The organism is Stutzerimonas kunmingensis, assembly GCF_002929225.1.
Lineage (GTDB): Bacteria > Pseudomonadota > Gammaproteobacteria > Pseudomonadales > Pseudomonadaceae > Stutzerimonas.
Map to the genome: position 1 here is coordinate 366,571 of NZ_PISM01000021.1, position 20,263 is coordinate 386,833.

Below are 20,263 nucleotides of genomic sequence, written 5' to 3' on the forward strand. Positions count from 1 at the left end.
AGGTGCTCGCGGCGGCTAAAAATCCAGAAAGAATGGATGATTCGATCGTTTTTTAGACGAATCGCCGCTTTTAAAATTGGCAGGGCTGAAGTCAGCCAGAAATACGTGACTACTTCAGACCATCCTAGTCAACCAGATCGCTATTGCCCCCGAAGATCGAGCCAACAAAGACAGCGGCTAAAATTAATTAGTACGAACTTCAGATGCTCACGATAGCGATTTAATCAGAATGAATAATTATAGGCTAAGACGAAATTATCTTGCGACATGGACGATCTCACGGGCGACGAGGTGTTGTAAGCCGATCGATTGGTCATACTTTGCTCGAAGGCATGCGAATACGCAGCATCGAACCTACCCGATTTTGATACTTGGTAGCTGAATCCCAAGGAAGCGTGTTTCCGCAAAATACCCGGAACTAGCGCCAACAATCCCTCATCATTAAAGGGCTGCGTCGCCTGACGGTAACCTGCTCGCACTGTTAAATTCGGGGTAGCTGCATACGAAGCCCCAATCGCCACTATTGTTTGATCCTTGGCATTTTGAGGAAGTCTTAAGTCGACATCACCAACATCACTAGAAAACCCTACCTTTATATCCTTCCAGGCATCCTTCCAAAAAACGCGAGACACATCAACAGCAACGAGTAATTTGTCCGTAACTTGGTGGCTCAGACCCACGTCAAGTTTGGCAGGGGTATTAAAGTCTAAAACACGAACCTCGCCCTCGATAGGCACATTACCGATGAGGCCATCTACCGCGGTAATAGTCCCCTTCCCTTTCAAATCGTTCATATGGCTTTTGAGCATGTAGGAGATACCCAACTTGGTCGTTGGCGTAATCTTATATAGCAAACCTAACCTACCCGAGTATCCCCAACCCTCGACACCACTCGCAAGTTCCTTGTTTTGGCTAACGCTCAAATGCACACCCCGCGGGTCGGGTAAAGTGCCGATCAAGCCCAACAGCGAACCGGACACACGCCCATCACCGGCGAGACTACCCAACTGGTTCGTTCCCAGCAAATAATCGAGATTCAAACCAGTCCATTTTGCATCTAGCGATCCACCGATAACAAGACGATCGTTAATCTTAAAACTCACGGCAAAAGGTATGTCAAGTACAAACAAGCGACTGGCGTTCTCAAGGCCGGTATCAGCATCGGCGGCATAGCCCATTCCGCCAATATCGCCGCGGGACAAAAAACTGTCCTTCCCATACTCGACCCCTATCCCCGCTTGTGCGAATATGCCCGCGCCAAAGGTCCAGTTAGAAACTTTACGGATAAAAGCAAGCTGAGGGGCAACATAGGGGCCTCTATTATTAGAATGCCGACTTGATGACGCTTTCTCGCCTGTACCAAGATTAGTGGCGCTGATATCTGTGGTAATCAGATCTAGCCCTAGCAGTATTTCACCTGTCGCATCAGACAAGTCCATTGTCGCTGGGTTGACCATCATTGACGCGGGCCCGACATAATGAGCAACAGCCGTACCGCCCATGCTTCTGGAAACCGCGCCAAAGCCCTCCAAAAACACACCATCCGTCGCTACCGCATGGCTTGACGCAATACCCAAGATCGCAGCACTAATTGTTTTATTGAGTAAATTTGTTTTTTTAATCATATGTTCCACCGTTTATTAATTTTGTTTTTGGGATACAACATCACTAAAAGCAAACTGCCCGCAACCTTAGAAAAGCCCACACGAGCCGCGTAATTCTACCAGCACGTTTCAACCAATATGGAGCACCGGCTTGAGCGTGACCCCTTCTTCCGAGTCTTCGGCGGCTCGATTGATTTCCTCAAAAGGATAAAACTTAATTAGCTTGTCAAATAGAAACTTCCCCTGGCGATAAAGTTCTACCAACCTCGGAATAAAAATATCTGAAATCGACTGATCTTCGACGATTCCACGAAGCTTACGATTGAATAGCAGGAACTACACCAGGCCCTTCATGCCCTAAAACCATCGGGAGCGGAACCGGATAATGCTGATCGCGACAAATCAGATCCGTATGACACAACCCGGTCGCAACCAATATAACGAGAACTTGATCTTCTGCAGCTCATTAAGAGCTACATGCCCGAATAAGAATGGGCCGTTTTTTTACGGACTATTGCCGCTTTGATTTCCATCTCCTTCTGTTACCGGTTTTACTCCGGTTTCCCCCGCGGCGGCTATTCCAGCACTACAGCCGCACCTCAGTGTGTTCTCGAGCATAAATAGACGGTCGTTGCCCCACCACATTTGATCGCCCAAAAACATCGTTGGTACACCGAATACTTTACGTTCGATGGCGGCCTGGGTATGCTCATCATACGCATTTGTTGCAGCGTCGCTGCTGAGAAACTCCTCGAAAGCAGCGCGATCCCACCCTAGAGTCCCGCACACTAGGGCAAGCAGGCTTTCCGAGTCCAGAGCTATACCTTCCCCCCAAACTGCATTGAATACTGTATTCACGTAAGCAGCAGTCTGCGTTTCGGCACCCGAGTAATAGAGCCCAGCATTCATCCGTTGGCTATTGTAATTGGCAGGAAATAAAAACGGTAATCCGTACAGCTCGGCCCAGCGTTTTAAATCCACCATCAAATAGGCAAGTTTGACTTTCAGATCGCGATTGGAGGGGCCTACGTTTCCGATGGCGATTTTGGCTCGCGCCAAATCAATCGAGTGATAGCGAATGGAAAAGCTATAATCGTGGGCTAGCTTCGACAAGCGATGGTTAGCCAAGTAAGAAAAAGGGCTCAAAAAGTCGAAATAGAAATCAACAATCACAATCAAACACTCCAAAAAACTAAGCCAACCAACAGTGGGTTGCCTCATCAAGGATGGCACCCATCGTCGGCTTGATATGCTGGCTTCATTCGGTATTCCTAAAGCCTGACTTCACACCCGAGTCTGCGAGACTAGCAGTCTTAGCTAAATTTGCCGAACTGGCGACGCCTACTAGTAGCGCAAGAAATATGATTAATCTAATATATTTCAAATCGTTCAGCGTCTTTTCCAGCATTTCGCCAGACCAATCGAGTTGGACTACTTCAATTCCTTGCTGTATTTAGCATGCAGTGCGGCCCAAGCTTTGCCTGACTTAAGGGCGCCAGCAATATAGTCTTCTGGGACGATGTTATAGGGCGGACGGCATGGTCCAGCTGTGAGCCAGCCAGCTGCATCCATGCGTGCTTTTTCAAGTCCGATGTTGTATTTCGAGAACTCCGAAAAGTCGCCACGCGGAAACAATGTCGAATCGGCTGCGCGCATGTCATCGGAGATGGCTTTGGCCTTGATCCAGTCACCGCTGCTCTTGGCCTGATCCACTGCATCACGCAACATGATGGCGGTAGCCGGGCCGCACATGGAGCCGCTTGACCAGAACGCGGTCATGCGCTCAGGATTGATGCGTGCGGCCGCGTAATAGTCATCCTCGTGTGGAAGGAAGCGGATGTTGGGTGCCAATTTCAGGTCCAAGTCAAGCATTCCGATGCCTAGATATTTGGCAGTTACTACCTGCGGAATTTTGGACATTTCTGCCCAGAAGGGGCGAGGGAAGTCGAACTTGAAGGCTTCAGGGTTAGCGTAAATCGCAATGGCAGCCTCCGGTACCGCCTCTGCAACATCACGATAGAACTGGACCGCTGTGGGCAGGTCCATCTTCACCCACATTGGGACACCGAGCATGGTACCGCTGGCGCCCATATCCATAAACTCACGAGTTTGGCGGATGACTTCGCGGGTATTCAAGGCCGTGGTGCCGCAGAAATAAGGCACGCGACCACGAATGGTTTCGACAATCGTCGAAACATAGTCACGTTTTTCCTCCCAGGTCAACGTAGCGCACTCGCCAAAAGTGCCCATACTTAAAATTCCGTTGACACCAGCCGCAATCAGTTCTTCAACTATGCGAGCAGTCTCGTTTAAGTCAACTGTGTTAGTGCTGCGCCAGTTAGAAGCATCCGGAGTAGCCGGCGTTGGCATAATAGCCCAGACACCATGGATATCCTCGGCAGTAAGACGCGCTGGTTTCATAGTTTTATTCGACATGGAGACACTCTTGGTTAGGTAAAAAAGCTGGAACTAGGTTAGTCAGAATCGTTGTCCAATCGCGACCGACTCCAAATTACGGATCTAGAGTTACCGTAGCTGTAGCCTCTTGGAGCCCAATCACCTTTATACGTTCGGTTTAAGGAACAGCTTCCGGATATCAATACTAACGAGCCAGTCGCTCGTTAAGTCAACATGAACTTGCAGTGCTGGGCCCCATGCATGATCTGCATCGAACGACTGAGACTAGCATCCTCATTCGCCACGATCCTTGCATAATCTATTACAGCCCCGATGTGAGGGTGAACCGGAGCAAAATCGGGAAAATTAATACTGCAGGAGCATAAGTAATTTTCCCCAACGCATATCTGGAAGAGAGCCTGCGCCTGTAACTTTGGTTGTAGTTTTAACTCAATTTTACATCCATGCCGTAGCCAGTGGTCTCGATACCATGGCCAAAGATGTCTCCAACGTAGTACTCCGCTTCGTCTATGGCCTTGGCACCTCGCCAGCCGGGCTCAATGAGCCAGCCGGAAGGTGTTGCGCCATAGAACGTCAGCGCCTTGTCGTTAGCATGAATGCCAAGTTGCAAGGCAATGTCAATGTCGTTCTTTACAAACTGTTGATGGGTGTATCCCAGATCCTCTATGTCGGTGTACTCAAGCATCACATGATTGAGCCTCTTTTCAGCGGGCATGGCACCAAACCCAATGGAGTGGTCCCGACCATTGCAATGCATGAACGTTAGTTCGCCAGTCATGCCGTTGGGCAGCGGGATCCGGTATTCGACGTCCCCACGCAATCCCAGAAGACTATAGAACTTGTGGGCAGCTTCGACATCGGTCTGGCGAACGATGCAATGACCCAGGCCTTGGTCACCAGTCACAAACTTGCCGTGCAGGGGGCGGCCAGGATGGAACGGGTTGTTCATGTCGATCCGGGGGCCCCAGAATATCTCGGTCGGGTTGCCGCCTGGATCTACTGTCTTCATCAGGCCCAACACCATTCGTTCCTGAGCCTCGGCTTTATCGCAGACGCGAACATCGTAACCGGCGTCAATGAGTTTTTGACCGAGAGCCTCGAACTCCGGTTTTCCGGACACACGCCAACCCAGGTATTCCAGGTCGTCCTGGCCGTTATGATGGATCACGATTCGATGATGCCAGTAATCCATCCGTAGATAGAAGCGGTCCTTCTCACCTTCATCAAGAACTTGCAGGCCCAGCATATTCGTGGCGAATGATTTCCACGCATCAGGATCCTTGACCGAGATGCCCATGTATCCGAGTTCAATAACTGCAGGTTGCTTACTCATAGTTTGATTCCATGGAGTTAGTGCTTATTAGAAGGGATACTGCTGCTCGAAAGGCTCGATGGTCAGCCACTTGAGCTCTGTGAACTCATCGATCACAGCACGGCCGTCGAAGCGTCCGTAGCCAGTGTTCTTAGTGCCTCCGTATGGAGCCTGCGCCTCGTTTTGGACAGTCGAGCCGTTAATGTGCACTGAACCATATTCGATGGACATGCCCACGCGCAAAGCACGGTTGATGTCGCGGCCAAATACGCCCGACGACAGGCCATAGGCGCTGTCGTTGGCAATGCGAATGGCCTCTGCTTCGCCGTTGCAACGGATCACCACAGTGATGGGACCGAAGGTCTCCTCATCGTAGATCCGCATGTTGGATTTGACGTGATCCAGGATCGTGGCCGGCATGACCGCACCTTGGGCCATGCCGCCGCAGGCAACTGTGGCTCCTTTGTCGATCGCGTCCTTGAACAAACCATTGATCCGCTCGCCTGAATTTGGCGAGACCATTGGGCCGATGATGCAGTCGCCAGTTACGCATGGGTCGCCCGCGCTCAAACGCTTGGTCTTTTCGGCAAATTTGGCGACAAATTCGTCGGCAATCTTCTCATCAACCACCAAGCGCTCAGTGGACATGCAGATCTGACCTTGGAACAGGAAGCTACCGAATACCGCTGCCTTGACAGCTGCGTCGATGTCCGCGTCATCCAGAACAATAAGTGGGGACTTGCCACCGAGCTCCAGCAGGCAGCGCTTGAGGTGTTGCGCGGCCTTCTGCGCGATAATACTGCCCACGCGGGTGGAGCCCGTGAAGTTGATGCGGCGGATCTCCTTGGCCGAAATCAATGCGTCCGCGATCTCGGGCGAACGGTCAGGCGAAGAATTGAGATAGTTGAGTACGCCAGCAGGCAGCCCGGCTTCCTGCACGCACTGGGTGATCAGGGCATGCGTCGCGGGACTAAATTCGGAACCTTTGAATACCACCGTGTTGCCGCAGACCAGCGGATAAGCGATGGCTCGTGCCGCCAGCACTGCGGTGCCGTTCCACGGCACGATGCTCAGGATCGGACCGACCGGCTGACGTAGCGTCATTGAGAGCGTGTCAGACTTGTCTGTCGGAATAGTTTCCCCCTGAATTTGTGTAGCCAGCGATGCCGCTTCACGGAACACATTGGCTGACATCTGGACATTGAAGCCGGCCCAAAGAGCGGAGGCTCCCACCTCCTTGGCCATCACTTCGATAAACTCGGGTGTTTTACTTTCCATAACCTCAGCGACCCTCAGCAGAAGGCGGCGACGCTCCGAAGGTCCAACAGTCTTCCAGGTCTGGAAAGCCTCTTGGGCAGCTTGCGCGGCCTTTAACGCATCCATCACCGTGGAGTTTGCACACTCCGTCATCACCTCACCACTGACGGGGTGCTTTCGCTCGAAGGTCTGTTGGTCACTGGAATTGACCCAGACATTGTTGATAAACAATTTTGTATTCATGCGGTTTGACCAGAAATTTAGTTATTATTTCAAGATAGGCGACAAACCTACTTGCGACCGAGCGCCATCCCTCCATCTATATTAATGACAGTCCCGGTAATGAATTTCCCTTGATCTCGCGACGCCAACAACAAATAGGGTGCCACTACGTCTTCGGCCTTGGCTGCAAATCCAAGAGGCGTTAGACCCTTGATCATGTCCTCGATACCGGGCATGTTTTTCATGTGAGTTTTGTCGAAGCCGGCGCTTGCGGGACCGCTCAGAGACGTCACGGTGCCGCCCGGTGCAACGGCGTTGACGCGAATGTGGGGAGCCAATTCGTAAGCCAAAGCCTTCATCATGCCCAGGACCGCATGTTTGCTGGCGATGTAGCATGAACCACCAGCACCGACCGTATGGGACGACACTGAAGCGGTCATCACCACTGATCCGCTAGTCTTTTTCAGTTCCTGCAGGGCGGCCCTGATACCGCTGAAATAGCTCTTGACATTGATGTTGAATATCTCATCAAAACTGCTCGATATTTTCTCCCAAGGCTCTTCGATGCCAAGCATGTAATCCCAAATACCGGCATTTGCAATGAAACAATCGAGATGGCCGAATCTATCGGTTGTTTGCTTTATCAGCTTCTCATTTGTTGCGTGGTCCCGGACATCGCCCACGACGATCTCGAGTGCGTCCTTGAACTCATTGCAAAGGCTCGCCTTTTGCTCCTCGTTTTGTACGAGAGCGGATACGCAATAACCGGCGGACTTAAAGGATCGAACCAGTGCGAGACCAATTCCTGAGCCAGCACCGGTTATCGAAACGACTTGTTGATTGCTCATACACACAAATTTCCTTTTGAACAATGGGACAGCTTGTAGCTGTCACCATTTTTAAAGGCGATTATTGGGTCACAAAAAGATCATCACATTGTGCGTCTGGAATGTGCGCTCTGGATAATCAATCAATCGTTGGACCAACTTACGCGCTCCATCTTCGCCGCGCTTCCATTTATCCTCCCGAGTGGCATAGAAGACATCGACTTGATTGCCGCGTCGTGCTCGGTGAACAATGAGGTTGGAGCGAATGTGAAGCAAATCTTCATTTTCGTCCATTGCAGCCTGGATATTTGTGATGAAACGAGTAAAGCGCACCTTTGGACTATTGCCCCAGTTTTGCGGATCCAGTTGATGCGCTACGCGAACTTCCAGTTGTTCATAATTCTCGTTGAAAATGTTCATGGTTTCATTGAGCTGGTAACGGCGCTCGGAAGCTGAGCGCAGTTCGCGTGAGATAATCTGATATTTCACCTCTGAGTCCACGCAGTGCTCTAACCAGGCGCGGTAAGCCTGAATGTCTAAAAGATGCGCTTCCCGGGTTAGCAACGTGGTAGCTTCTTGTTGCAAAGCCTCGTCGCCGGAATTGAAGAAACGAAGAAACTCTTCGGCGTCGTGGGCGGAGACAAGCTTGTCTTCCTGAATATTAATCATCATGGTCCCTCTCGTCTGTTAGCGATCAGTAGTCTTTGTCAGTTCGGTATGCCAATTTTTAGAGACATCCTCGAATTCAGCCCAGCTAGAGCTGCTGATGTGCGCGCCGTAAGCCCGATAGAAGCCACGATAACTGGTCTCGCCAATCGCCGATTTGCCGACGATGCCAGGATAAACCTCGTCGCCGTATACGTCCCCGCCGAAACCCAGGTTGGAAACCAGATCGCCATCTCTGGACTGATATTTCTTGGCGTTTTGCGATGCCGTTTCCATATTGTCGTTGTCGTCGCTTTCCCAGAAGCCAGCAGGCCCAAACGTTCTCTGAACCGCGTCGACCAAGCGGCGCTTGAGATCCTCGGGCATGTCTTTTTCGACCATGGCGTAGGTCCATACCTCAGTGGTATTTGCGTCGATCGGGTGCCATACCTTGAAGACACCCGAGCAGGTCAGAAAACTGTTGTTCGGGAAAACGGTGCCGTTGAGGTGGCTACGATAGATTCGTGCGCGAACCTCGCCAATTTCTTTGTTCAGCCGTTCCTGCTTAGCACCGCCGAAGGCCATCAATTCCGGAACCAGGTCTGCGCTGTGCACGCCTGAATATCCGTCCCACAACACACCCATGCCGCTGCCGTATTTGGAGGTCATTTGCAGACCTGCACCTTCTGGGGGCAAAGCTGCGTTGCCAGCTAACGACGAGAAGACCGACTGCCCTGAGCGAAGCGAAGACGCATGCGTCCAACCCACGTGGTACGCATCCCCCGCAAAGTTTTCCGCGGGCGCTTTCCAGTTAGCCTTGATTATGACCTTGCCTGGAGGACCGATCAGTTCTAGCCCTCCGGAATGCTTAAACATAGGCTCCAGGTACCAGCCAGCGTCCCCCATGTAGTCTTTGAGAGAAGGGGCTTCCTCATCGAAGCAACCATAGATGAAGCCATGGAAGCTCTCTACACGAGCGACTTCTTTCAATCCCATACATTTCTTGTCGAGCGCCTCGCCATACAGTTCTTTTTCAAACGGGACGCTCTGCAGTTCACCGTTAGCGCCGAAGCCCCAGCCGTGATAGCTGCAAACGAAACCTTTAGCATTACCTGCTTCTGCGTGTACCAGCGTCTTGCCACGGTGACGACAAACGTTCAGGAAAGCACGAATCGAACCGTCGTTCTGCCTGGAGACGATAACCTCATCAACCCCCATTTTTGCCGTAACATAGTCGCCAGGGGATGGAATCAGGCTGTCATGAGTCAGGAAAAGCCAGTTCCGAGCAAAAATGGTTTCCAGTTCGCGCTGGAAAAGTTCTTCGTCGCCATGAATCAGGTGTTTTTGGGTCAGCCCAGATTCAGTCACCAAGGTTTTATTTTTGTAATTCATATTTTCACCTAAAAAAATCGAATGGGGGGGATTACGCTCTAGGGTCCGGGGTGCCTCCTATTAAAATTCTCAGCTCAAATCAATCATCACACGCTGGCCCTCAATCTTCACCGGGTATGTTTTGATGTTCTGTGTCACAGGGGCGCACAAGGCCCTGCCTGTGCAAACATCAAATCGACCTTGATGCAAAGGACATTCAATTTCTCTGCCTTCTAGAAAGCCATCACTCATGCGGGCAGCACCATGTGTGCACAGGTTGTCGGTAGCGTAGATTTCGCCTTCCACTTCATACAGCGCTAGTTCCTTGCCTTCGACTGTCACGCCGAGGACGTCACCTTCAGGGATTTCATAAAGAGCGACTGCGTCAATCCATTTTTCTGTCATAAAGCTATCTTCAAATGGGGTAATGATGGAGTTAGAGATCATCCAGCTGTCCTAAATATTCAGACGCGGCTGTTGTTAGTGATGCTCATTTAAGTGTCTTCCTGATGAATTCTCGATGTACAGAGGTGCAGGGTCGGGGCAATTCAGACCCCGCTGGGATAGAAGGCGTCGGCATAAATATGCTCGGGCGATATTCCAAGATCTTTGGCGACGGTGCATAGAGCGTCAACCATCGCTGGTGCGCCGCACAGGTAGGCTCTCCACCCAGCCAGCGAGGGAATGTCTTTTTCAATCAAATCGGTAATTAGGCCGGCCCGCTGGCCCTCATTAATCGGGCCCGTCGCGATCACTGTATGGACAGTCAGTTGAGGGTGGATAGCCGCGAGTTGGTTCAATCGGTCTGCGTCGTAAAGGTCTTGCTGACTGCGCACCCCGAAATAAAGGTGGATGGGGTTCGTCATTCCCGACTTCAGCGCGCCGCGAACAATCGACAGCACCGGTGCGAGTCCGGTCCCGCCGCCCACACACAGCATCGGCCCGGTGTGAGCCTGACGCAGATAGGCCGTACCAAGAGGCCCACTCAACTTAATGCTTGTACCTTCGCGGACGTGCTCGAAAATATACTCCGTGACACGCCCGCCCGGCACTTTGCGGATATGGAACTCCATTTCTTGGTCATCTGGCAGACCAGCCATTGAATATGGACGCACATGTTCGGGACTGAACTGTAGCATCGCGTACTGTCCGGGTGAGAACTCGAAGGGCTTGGCGAGGCGAATGCGGATGCGGCGAATATCGTGAGTGGGCGACTCGACGGCGACAACCATGCCTTTGATGATTCGCGCCGGGTGAGTGACTATGTCGTCTGAGTCTATGATCTCAATTGCGCAATTGCTGGTGAGCACTGACTGACAGGCGAGTACATAATGCTCTTCGATGCGATTTGAGTCACCGCTTTTCGCCGCCGAACTAATGACGCTGCCATCTATAACTCGGCAGCGGCAAGTACCGCATCGTCCAGACATACAGCTGTAGGAAATACCCACACGGTGCTCACGGAGCACTTCCAAAAGGTTGGCACCGGAATCAAAAGGCAAGCGGCGATTGTTCGGTAGTACGAGAAGTTCCATAGATCTAGCTTCTTTATTTATATGTTTTATGGTTCCATGGTCATTGACTGTATTCTAATAGTCAATAAACCATAAATGAATATTAGTATCACTAATATGAATAATGTCCAGGCCATCCCTTACCGGCCCGTTGTTTGACTACACGACCCCGACCCGCAGCGGGGTCCATTCGCTTTCCTTCACCGCTGTGCTCACGGCCATGACGAGCTTGTCGAGATTGCTGGCAGTCACGCCCTCCAGTGCCGAGCGCCCCCGCAGCATCGAGCGCGGCTGCAGCAGTGCATGGTAGATCTGCCAAGGGTCCGCACCCCTGGTCAGCTTCAGGACAGACTGGATCAGCTCGTGCTTGAGCGGGTCGAGGTGCCAGTCCGGCACGCGCTGGCCGCGGTTGCCCACGTTCAAAGCCAGCAAGTTGCCCGCCTGGATCTCATAGCTGATCCACCTGCGGGATTTGCCCGCTATCTTGGCAAACGCAGCGACGGGAAGGTTGTGCGGCGCTTCGAAGACATCGAACAAATCCATTCTCTCGCGCTGAATGTCCGAAGGTACCAGCGGCGCGGCCGATCGCTGGGGCGGCACTGCCGGCAGCCGATGTGCGGCGGCAGAAACCAACGGCATGGCGTCACCCGGCTTCGTCACGAGCAGGCTTGGCGAAGCGGCAACCGGCGTAGAGGGCGCGCTTGCGGTTTGCTCAGTGGGGAATGCGGGCACGCCTTCCAGATGCACGGTGAGCGGCATGCTGGCCGCCTCGACCTGGTTCTGCTCGAAGAGGTCGAGGCGATCGGCCCAGTCCTGCATCATGCGTCGACGCTGCTCCACGTACGCGGCATGGTTGTAGGTCGCGCTGACCTTGTTGGGATCGACATGCGAAAGCTGTGCATCCACCCAGACTTTCGGGTAGCCGATCTCGTTGAGCGCAGTGGACATCGTGCCACGGATACCGTGTCCGGTCAGGCGTTCCTGATAGCCCATGCGTTTGAGCGCACCATTGAGCGTGTTCTCGCTGATGCGCTTCTTCAGGTCGCTGTCGTGCCGGAACAGGTAGCGCTGGGCCGGCTTGAACTCATCGAGCAGGTGCCGGACGATCTCCATGGCCTGAATCGACAGCGGCACGATGTAGGGCGGGATGTCCTTCGGCTGCTGCCGCTTCTTGCGCATATCCACCTGGAGTTGCTTCACGACGTCGGGCGGGATGATCCACAGCCCTCGGTCCAGATCGAATTGATCCGGCATCGCCTGCCGCAGCTCTCCGGTTCGCACGCCGGTCAGCAGCAATAGCCGCAGCCCGAGCTGGGTCTGCCGCCGGCCGCGATAGCTGCGCAGCCGCTGCAACAGCCTTGGCAGCTCGGCCATGCGCAGGAACGGGTTGTGGTTGACGGGTGGCAGCGGCAGCGCCACCACATCGAGATCGAAGGCGGGGTTCTGCTCCAGGCCCGGCACGATCACCAGCGCGTAGCGGAACAGTTGGTTGAACCACGTCCTGACTTTCTCGGCGACGGAGAGCGCCCTGCGCTTCTCGATCCTGGCGATCACCTCCAGGAGGTCGGGCCGCTTGATCTCATAGATCGACTGCTTGCCCAAGGTCGGCAGCACATCCTTGTCGAAGATGCGCGGAAGGATCGAGAGAGTCGTCTGCCGGCCTTCCTTGAGGCTGAGCCCGCGATGCTTGAGCCACTTGCGATACACCGCCTCGAAGGTGTTTTCGTCGGCGAGCCGGACAGCGGTGCGCTTCTGCTTGCGGTGATCGCGAGGATTGGTGCCTTTGGCCAGCAGGGCGCGCGCTTCATCGCGCAGGCTGCGGGCCTCGCGAAGCGTCACCTCCGGGTAGGTGCCGAGCGACATCCGCTTCTGCTTGCCCGCCCAGTAGTAGCGGAAGTGCCAAGTCCTGCCACCGGCAGCGGTGACGGCCAGGGAGAGGCCATCCAGGTCAGGGAGGGTGTATGCCTTGCCAGTCGCCTTGGCCTGTCGAACGGCCAGGTCTGAGAGTGCCATGCTCTTGCTCCGAACATGAGTCAGGAACCAGATGCTGGTCACGTCGACCTCGCCTCTCCATCAACAATCCGGAATCAGCCGCGCCCGCAAAAATGGACTTGTTTGTGGACTTAAAAGTCCCGGCTGTAGGCGGATCGCAGTGGACCACAGCAGAACGTCAAAGAGAGAAAAAGTCTTTGTGTGGCAACGACTTGCAGACTCTCTTGGACTTCTGCGGAAGTCCGCAGAATGATGCAGTGGAGCGGGCGAAGGGAATCGAACCCTCGTCATGAGCTTGGGAAGCTCAGGTAATGCCATTATACGACGCCCGCTCAGGGGTGCCTTTGTACCAGAAGGTTTGGGTGAAATGAAGGGCGACCCCGGGTTTTTCTGGCTGGCAGGCGAAAACGGCCTAGATTTGCGCGATCTCGTGGTCGGTCAGCGATCGATACCGGCCCGGCTCAAGTGCTGGGTCCAGCATCAGAGGGCCCATGCTTTCGCGGTGCAGGGCGGTAACCTTGTTGTTGAAGTGGCCAAACATGCGCTTGACCTGATGGTAGCGGCCCTCGTGCAGGGTGAGGCGGGCCTTGTTTGAAGCGAGTATCACGAGCTCGGCGGGAAGGGTGGTGAGATTTTCGAAACGGAAGTACATGCCTCGGGCAAAAACGTCGACGCACGCTGGGTCAATTTCGTTTTCGGTTTCAAGCAGGTAGACCTTGCCCTGCAGGCTGGTTGGTTGAGTCAGGCGGCGGGACCACTGACCGTCGTTGGTGAGCAGCATAAGGCCGGTGGTATTGAAGTCGAGACGGCCGGCGATGTGCAGGTCCTGCTTGTCCGGTTCGTCGATCAGGTCCAGCACGGTGCGATGCGCCGTATCCTTGGTAGCGCTGACGCAGCCTGCCGGCTTATGCAGCATCAGGTAACGGGCCGGCTTTCCAGCCTGCAGCGATTCTCCCTCCAGCTCGATGCGATCAAAGACACGAATTTCCTGGTCCATGGCCTGGCTGACTTTGCCGTTCACCATCACTCGGCCTTCGGCCACTAGGCGCCGGACATCCTGACGGCTTAAGCGCGCGCGGTTGCCGAGGTAGCGGTCAAGGCGCATCGGGGTTTGCGGTTTCGCTGCGGGCGCAGCGGGGGCAGATGCAGGCGCGGTTCCGCAGGGCTGCAGGCACGCGCTCAAGTGCATCGTCGGCAATATCTGCGCTGAAGCACCAGCACGGCTGAGCCGCGGACGGGTTACATTCGCCGCACTGGTTGGGCTGACCGCAGAGTGGGCAGCGGGAAGAATCTACAGGCTCGCTCATGGCGTTTCCGTTAAGCGTCGGGCTATTGCGTGCCGGTCGCGAGGCCGGCACGCAAAAGCCGGTTTACATGACGCGTTGGCCCGGCTTGGCGCCGTTATCGGGGCTCAGCAGGTAGATCTCGCTGCCGCCAAGGCCTGCCGCCAGGACCATGCCTTCGGACAGGCCGAACTTCATCTTGCGTGGCGCTAGGTTGGCAACGTAGAGCGTCAGACGACCTTCCAATTTGCTCGGATCTGGATAGGCGCTCTTGATGCCAGAGAACACGTTGCGCTTGGCATCACCGATGTCCAGCGTCAGACGTAGCAGCTTGTCGGCGCCTTCGACGAACTCGGCCTTCTCGATCAGGGCAATACGCAGATCGACCGCGGCGAACGCATCGAAGTTGATTTCCGCGGCGATCGGTTGCTTGGTCAGTTCGCCATTGCCTGCCGGGGCAGCTGCGGCTTCGCTGGAGGCGAGGTCTTCTTTGGAAGCTTCGATCATGGCTTCGATCTTCGCCGGCTCGATACGAGTCATCAGTGGGGTGAAGGCGTTGAGTTGGTGATTGGCCAGCAGCGTTGCGTGATCGTTCCAGCGCAGTGGCTCAACATTGAGGAACTGCTCGGCAGCGGCGGCAAGGTTCGGTAGCACCGGCTTGAGGAAGATAACCAGCTGGCGGAACAGGTTGACGCCGAACGCGCAGATTTCCTGCACCTCGGCCTGCTTGCCTTCGACCTTGTTCAGTGCCCAGGGCGCCTTGTCGGCGATCCAGGCGTTGGCACGGTCAGCGAGCGCCATGATTTCGCGCATGGCCCGGGCGAAGTCGCGTGCTTCATAGGCTTCGGCGATACCCGGTGCAGCTTCCTGAAAGGCGGCCCAGAGCTCGGGCTCAGGGTTGGCATCGACCATCACACCGCCATTGCCCTTGTGGATGAAGCCCGCGCAGCGGCTGGCGATGTTGACCACCTTGCCGACCAGGTCGGAATTGACCTTTTGCACGAAATCCTCGAGATTCAGGTCGAGATCGTCCACGCCACGGCCGAGCTTGGACGCATAGTAGTAGCGCAGGTACTCGGGATTGAGATGGTCGAGGTAGGTGCGCGCCTTGATGAAGGTGCCACGGGACTTGGACATCTTCTGCCCATTCACGGTCAGGTAGCCGTGGACATTGACGGCGGTGGGCTTGCGGAAACCGGCGCCTTCGAGCATGGCGGGCCAGAACAGGGTGTGAAAGTTGATGATGTCCTTGCCGATGAAGTGGTACAGCTCGGCAGTCGAGTCCTTGCTCCAGAAGGTGTCGAAGCTCAGCTCGGGGCGGCGCTTGCACAGGTTCTCGAAGCTGGCCATGTAGCCGATCGGCGCGTCCAGCCAGACGTAGAAGTACTTGCCCGGCTCACCCGGAATCTCGAAGCCGAAATAAGGCGCGTCGCGGGAGATATCCCATTCCTGCAGCCCGCCGTCGAGCCATTCGGCGATCTTGTTGGCAACGGACTCCTGCAGCGCGCCGCCGCGGGTCCATTGCTTGAGCATGGCCTCGAAGTCCGGCAGCTTGAAGAAGAAGTGCTTGGAGTCCTTGAGCACCGGCGTGGCGCCGGAAATCGCCGAGCGCGGATCTTTCAGCTCGGTCGGCTCGTAGGTCGCGCCGCATTTCTCGCAGTTGTCGCCGTACTGGTCCTCGGCCGCGCACTTCGGGCAGGTGCCCTTGATGAAGCGGTCGGCGAGGAACATGCCTTTCTCAGGGTCGAAATACTGGGTCACCGAGCGGGTGGCGATGTGGCCAGCGTCGCGCAGGCGGGTATAGATCAGCTCGGCCAGCTCGCGGTTTTCTTCCGAATGGGTGGAGTGGAAGTTGTCGAAATCCACCAGGAAGTCGGCAAAGTCGCCACTGTGTTCGGCCTGCACGTTGGCGATCAGTTGTTCGGGCGTTATGCCTTCCTTTTCAGCGCGCAGCATGATCGCCGAGCCATGCGCGTCGTCGGCGCAGACGTAGATGCACTGGTTGCCGCGCAGCTTCTGGAAGCGCACCCACATGTCGGTCTGGATGTACTCGAGCATGTGGCCGAGGTGGATCGAACCGTTGGCGTAGGGCAGGGCGCTGGTAACGAGAATCTGGCGAGCTTCGGACATGGGGATCTGCAGTCGGAATTGCGAAGGAAAGTCTGCAACTATAAAGGTCCGGCGCGCATTTTTCATCCGCGCTGCCCGATCGCCCCGCTATAGCAGTGTCGTCCGGTCGTCGGTGGGCTCGGAACTCGCGGGCGGGGTAAGATGCCTGTCTGATTTGCTCGGTCTTTCTAGGAGTAACCATGTCCGTCACCCGTGAAGCTGTGGAAACCGTACTGCGTCAGTACACCGATCCCCATTTGAATCAGGATCCGGTAAGCGCCGGTTGCGTGCGTTCGATTGACGTACAGGGTGATCGGGTCAGCGTGCAGCTGGAGTTGGGTTATGCCGCTGGGTTGTTCCGCAGCGGCTGGGCGCAGCTGTTGGCGATGGCAATCGAGCAGCTGGAAGGTGTAAGCCGCGCGGATGTACAGGTCGACTGCGTAGTCCGAGCGCACAAAGCGCAGGATCAGGTGCCCGCGTTGGCGAATGTGAAGAACATCATCGCAGTGGCATCGGGTAAGGGGGGCGTCGGCAAATCCACCACGGCGGCCAATCTTGCTTTGGCGCTGGCGCGGGAAGGTGCGCGGGTGGGGGTGCTGGACGCCGATATCTATGGCCCGAGCCAGGGCATCATGTTTGGCATTGCCGAGGGCACTCGCCCAGAGATTCGCGATGGCAAGGCATTCATTCCGCTGGAAGCCCATGGCGTGCAGGTCATGTCGATGGCGTTCCTGTCTGACGACAAGACTCCGATGGTCTGGCGCGGACCGATGGTGTCTGGGGCGCTGCTGCAGTTGATTACCCAGACTGCCTGGAACGATCTCGATTACCTGGTGGTGGACATGCCGCCGGGAACGGGCGACATCCAGCTGACGCTGGCGCAGAAGGTCCCGGTGACCGGTGCGGTGATCGTAACCACGCCGCAGGATCTGGCACTGCTCGACGCGAAGAAGGGCGTGGAGATGTTCCGCAAGGTGAACATTCCGGTGCTTGGTGTGGTGGAGAACATGGCCATCCATATCTGCTCCAATTGCGGCCATGCGGAGCATCTGTTCGGCGAGGGTGGTGGTGAGAAGCTGGCAGCGCAGTACAACGTCGATCTGCTGGCATCGCTGCCGCTGTCGATGGCGATCCGCAGCCAGGCGGATGCAGGCAAGCCGACGGTGATCGCTGATCCGGAAAGCCAAATCGCGATGATTTACCAAGAGGTGGCGCGTACCGTCGGTGCCCGTATCGCCCAGAGTGGGCAAATCATCGCGCAGTCGATGCCGAAGATCGTCATTTCCGAGGACTGAGCCTAGAGGCGGTGATGCCATGCGTCACCGCCCGCGCCCGGCGATAAATTGCAGGCACAAAAAAGCCCCGCCGAAGCGAGGCTTTTTCAGAGAAGACTCAGGTTAGATAACCTGAACTTCCTCAGCTTGCATGCCCTTCTGGCCGCGGGTAGCGACGAAGGAAACTTGCTGGCCTTCTTTCAGGCTCTTGAAACCGTCGCCCTGGATGGCGCGGAAGTGTACGAAGAGGTCGTCACCGGATTGCGGAGTGATGAAGCCGAAGCCTTTCTCATCGTTGAACCACTTAACGGTACCGGTTTGGCGATTGGACATTTGATGTCTCCTTGAACCAAGTTTTGAAAAATAAAGTGCGGACTGAAAAGGTCCGAACATCACTGTGTGCAAGGAGATAGGAGTCGTATCGATATTTGGATCGAAATCTAAACATGTAGCGATTCACGGTGACACATGCAGCAGCAGCCCAGTAACAATACCTTTTTTCTGGAGCAAAGCGAGCTTTATTTTGGATTTCTTCTCCGAGCGGCGCGGTCGAGGTGTGACCTGCTCTGCGGCGCGCATCGCGGCCATGCTTTTACACGCGCACGAGGCTCGGTAAGATGCGCGTCTTCGCACGCCCATTTCATCTAATCAGGACGCCAGCCATGAGCATCAAATCGGACAAGTGGATTCGCCGCATGGCCCAGGAACACGGCATGATCGAACCCTTCGTCGAGCGCCAGGTGCGCACCGAGGGTAACGATCGGCTGATTTCCTATGGCGTCTCCAGCTATGGCTACGACGTGCGCTGCGCCGATGAATTCAAGGTGTTTACCAACATCAACTCGGCGACGGTCGATCCGAAGAATTTCGACGAGAAGAGCTTCGTCGACATCAAGAGCGACGTCTGCATCATTCCGCCTAACTCCTTCGCCCTGGCGCGCACGGTCGAGTACTTCCGCATCCCGCGCAACGTGCTGACCATCTGCTTGGGCAAGAGCACCTACGCGCGCTGCGGCATCATCGTCAACGTGACGCCGCTGGAACCGGAGTGGGAAGGGCATGTGACCCTGGAGTTCTCCAACACCACGACGCTGCCGGCCAAGATCTACGCGAACGAGGGGGTTGCGCAGATGCTGTTCCTCGAGTCCGACGAAGAGTGCGAAGTGTCCTACCGTGACCGCGGCGGCAAGTACCAGGGCCAGCGCGGCGTGACGCTGCCCAAGGCCTGATGGCAAAGAGCAATACGAAAAAGCCCTGACCAATGGTCAGGGCTTTTTTTTTGCAGCGGTGGAGCGTGCAGGGTGCTTGGCCAGTACACCTGGCGAGCACTCGTTACCAGCCCGGTACGCCTCTCATGTCCGGCAGCTTGTGTGCGATGCCCTTGTGGCAGTCGATACAGGTCGCCTCGCCGCTGGCCAGGGCGGTGGAATGGAACTCCGATGCCCGTTTGCCTTGGCGAGTGAAGTCCATGTAGCCGAAGTCGTGACAGTTGCGGCACTCGAGCGAGTCGTTGGCTTTGAGTCGCGCCCATTCGTGCTCGGCCAGCTCACGACGCTTGTCGAGGAATTTCTCGCGCGTGTTGATCGTGCCGAAGATCGTGCCCCAAACCTCCTTGGACGCCTGCATCTTGCGCGCGATCTTATCGGTCCACTTGTGCGGTACATGGCAATCGGGGCACGTGGCGCGCACACCGGAACGGTTGCTGTAGTGGATGGTGTCCTTGATTTCCATGTACACGTTGTCTTCCATCTCGTGGCATGAAATGCAGAACGCTTCCGTGTTGGTGACCTCCAAGGCGGTATTGAAACCGCCCCAGAAGATGATCCCGGCGATGAACCCGCCGAGGGTCAGCGCCCCCAGACTGTAGTGGACGCTGGGCCGGCGGAGAACGGCCCAGTAGCGTTTGAAGAATGACTTGATCGACTTCATCCAGGCCCCCTCAGTTTCCGTTGGTGGATGGTGAGGTTTCCCGGTACAGCAGTTCGTCGATGGTCTTGAAGCGATTTTCCACCAGCGGCTTCACATCGTGCTGCGGTACATGACATTGCGTGCAGAAGTACCTGCGCGGTGCGACTGCCGCCAGGGTCTGCTGGTCGCGATCGGTGTAGTGGGTGATGCTGATCATCGGCGCCTGCGCGCGGGCACTATTGGCCCGGCTATGGCAGGTCAGGCATTTGTTGGCATTCTTGTCGACATGATACCCACGGATACTGTGTGGAATGGTCGGCGGCTGTTCCGGATAGTTGCGCTCGCGCCGGGCATCCTTGTTTTCCTCGTCGTGCAGTTTCGGCGGGGTGAATTCCTGAGTAATGGTCCCGCCTGGACGGCGACCGTCCGGGGCTGGTGCATCCAGCGGGTAGTTGGTTTCGGCGGCGACGGCCAGTCCGAATACCGCGAGCAGTGTCAGCGGCAGTAGGCGAAATTTCATGGCGGTT

The 20,263-nt window shown here is 55.5% G+C and carries 20 protein-coding genes and 1 tRNA gene; 2 read left to right on the top strand and 19 right to left on the bottom strand.

The window, feature by feature from the left end:
- Positions 1-224: 224 nt before the first annotated feature.
- From CW305_RS18330 to metG, 16 genes are all read right to left on the bottom strand, one after another.
- Positions 225-1,625 (bottom strand): OmpP1/FadL family transporter, encoded by a 1,401-nt coding sequence (locus tag CW305_RS18330; protein ID WP_104098555.1) that lies wholly within the window; start codon positions 1,623-1,625, stop codon positions 225-227.
- Positions 1,626-1,920: 295 nt separating this feature from the next.
- On the bottom strand, positions 1,921-2,040 hold the full coding sequence (locus CW305_RS24015) for an alcohol dehydrogenase catalytic domain-containing protein (RefSeq protein ID WP_157763227.1): 120 nt from the start codon (positions 2,038-2,040) through the stop codon (positions 1,921-1,923).
- A 68-nt stretch (positions 2,041-2,108) separates the two neighbouring features.
- Positions 2,109-2,777 (bottom strand): 2-hydroxychromene-2-carboxylate isomerase, encoded by a 669-nt coding sequence (locus CW305_RS18345; RefSeq protein WP_003292062.1) that lies wholly within the window; start codon positions 2,775-2,777, stop codon positions 2,109-2,111.
- 258 nt (positions 2,778-3,035) lie between these two features.
- Positions 3,036-4,040, bottom strand: coding sequence for a dihydrodipicolinate synthase family protein (locus CW305_RS18350; RefSeq protein ID WP_003292061.1), 1,005 nt, complete (start codon positions 4,038-4,040; stop codon positions 3,036-3,038).
- Between the two features lie 406 nt (positions 4,041-4,446).
- The gene (nahC, locus tag CW305_RS18355) at positions 4,447-5,355 is read right to left on the bottom strand and encodes a 1,2-dihydroxynaphthalene dioxygenase (RefSeq protein WP_104098556.1); all 909 of its coding nucleotides are present in this window, start codon (positions 5,353-5,355) and stop codon (positions 4,447-4,449) included.
- A gap of 27 nt (positions 5,356-5,382) precedes the next feature.
- Positions 5,383-6,834, bottom strand: a complete 1,452-nt coding sequence (locus CW305_RS18360; RefSeq protein ID WP_104098557.1) for an aldehyde dehydrogenase — start codon at positions 6,832-6,834, stop codon at positions 5,383-5,385.
- 47 nt (positions 6,835-6,881) lie between these two features.
- Positions 6,882-7,661 carry a 3-(cis-5,6-dihydroxycyclohexa-1,3-dien-1-yl)propanoate dehydrogenase gene (gene hcaB, locus CW305_RS18365; RefSeq protein ID WP_104098558.1) on the bottom strand — a complete coding sequence of 260 codons (780 nt, stop codon included), beginning with the start codon at positions 7,659-7,661 and terminating at the stop codon, positions 6,882-6,884.
- A 69-nt stretch (positions 7,662-7,730) separates the two neighbouring features.
- The gene (locus tag CW305_RS18370; RefSeq protein ID WP_104098559.1) at positions 7,731-8,312 is read right to left on the bottom strand and encodes an aromatic-ring-hydroxylating dioxygenase subunit beta; all 582 of its coding nucleotides are present in this window, start codon (positions 8,310-8,312) and stop codon (positions 7,731-7,733) included.
- Positions 8,313-8,327: 15 nt separating this feature from the next.
- On the bottom strand, positions 8,328-9,677 hold the full coding sequence (locus CW305_RS18375) for an aromatic ring-hydroxylating dioxygenase subunit alpha (protein ID WP_104098560.1): 1,350 nt from the start codon (positions 9,675-9,677) through the stop codon (positions 8,328-8,330).
- A 69-nt stretch (positions 9,678-9,746) separates the two neighbouring features.
- Positions 9,747-10,061 (bottom strand): naphthalene 1,2-dioxygenase system ferredoxin NdoA, encoded by a 315-nt coding sequence (gene ndoA, locus CW305_RS18380; RefSeq protein WP_009399901.1) that lies wholly within the window; start codon positions 10,059-10,061, stop codon positions 9,747-9,749.
- A 143-nt stretch (positions 10,062-10,204) separates the two neighbouring features.
- Positions 10,205-11,191 carry a 2Fe-2S iron-sulfur cluster-binding protein gene (locus CW305_RS18385; protein WP_009399900.1) on the bottom strand — a complete coding sequence of 329 codons (987 nt, stop codon included), beginning with the start codon at positions 11,189-11,191 and terminating at the stop codon, positions 10,205-10,207.
- A gap of 138 nt (positions 11,192-11,329) precedes the next feature.
- Positions 11,330-13,183, bottom strand: a complete 1,854-nt coding sequence (locus CW305_RS18390; RefSeq protein WP_043223221.1) for a tyrosine-type recombinase/integrase — start codon at positions 13,181-13,183, stop codon at positions 11,330-11,332.
- A gap of 237 nt (positions 13,184-13,420) precedes the next feature.
- Positions 13,421-13,494 (bottom strand) — tRNA-Gly (locus CW305_RS18395).
- Between the two features lie 80 nt (positions 13,495-13,574).
- Positions 13,575-14,267, bottom strand: coding sequence for a pseudouridine synthase (locus CW305_RS18400; RefSeq protein WP_104098561.1), 693 nt, complete (start codon positions 14,265-14,267; stop codon positions 13,575-13,577).
- Positions 14,257-14,469, bottom strand: coding sequence for a cysteine-rich CWC family protein (locus CW305_RS18405; protein ID WP_104098562.1), 213 nt, complete (start codon positions 14,467-14,469; stop codon positions 14,257-14,259). The genes CW305_RS18400 and CW305_RS18405 overlap by 11 nt, the downstream gene beginning before the upstream one ends.
- 63 nt (positions 14,470-14,532) lie before the next feature.
- On the bottom strand, positions 14,533-16,575 hold the full coding sequence (gene metG / locus CW305_RS18410; RefSeq protein ID WP_104098563.1) for a methionine--tRNA ligase: 2,043 nt from the start codon (positions 16,573-16,575) through the stop codon (positions 14,533-14,535).
- Positions 16,576-16,754: 179 nt separating this feature from the next.
- Here metG and apbC point away from each other — a divergent pair, with 179 nt between their 5' ends.
- Positions 16,755-17,849: an iron-sulfur cluster carrier protein ApbC gene (gene apbC / locus CW305_RS18415; RefSeq protein ID WP_104098564.1), complete on the top strand. Its 1,095-nt coding sequence runs from the start codon at positions 16,755-16,757 to the stop codon at positions 17,847-17,849.
- 102 nt (positions 17,850-17,951) lie between these two features.
- On the opposite strand, the gene CW305_RS18420 is transcribed toward apbC, so the two are convergent.
- Positions 17,952-18,161 (bottom strand): cold-shock protein, encoded by a 210-nt coding sequence (locus CW305_RS18420; RefSeq protein ID WP_003282211.1) that lies wholly within the window; start codon positions 18,159-18,161, stop codon positions 17,952-17,954.
- 329 nt (positions 18,162-18,490) lie between these two features.
- On the opposite strand from CW305_RS18420, the gene dcd reads away from it, so the two are divergent.
- Positions 18,491-19,057, top strand: coding sequence for a dCTP deaminase (dcd, locus tag CW305_RS18425; RefSeq protein WP_003302346.1), 567 nt, complete (start codon positions 18,491-18,493; stop codon positions 19,055-19,057).
- A gap of 103 nt (positions 19,058-19,160) precedes the next feature.
- Here dcd and CW305_RS18430 read toward each other — a convergent pair whose 3' ends face one another.
- Positions 19,161-19,757 carry a cytochrome c3 family protein gene (locus CW305_RS18430; protein ID WP_014819698.1) on the bottom strand — a complete coding sequence of 199 codons (597 nt, stop codon included), beginning with the start codon at positions 19,755-19,757 and terminating at the stop codon, positions 19,161-19,163.
- A 10-nt stretch (positions 19,758-19,767) separates the two neighbouring features.
- Positions 19,768-20,256 (bottom strand): nitrate reductase cytochrome c-type subunit, encoded by a 489-nt coding sequence (locus CW305_RS18435; RefSeq protein WP_102831902.1) that lies wholly within the window; start codon positions 20,254-20,256, stop codon positions 19,768-19,770.
- Between the last annotated feature and the right edge of the window lie 7 nt (positions 20,257-20,263).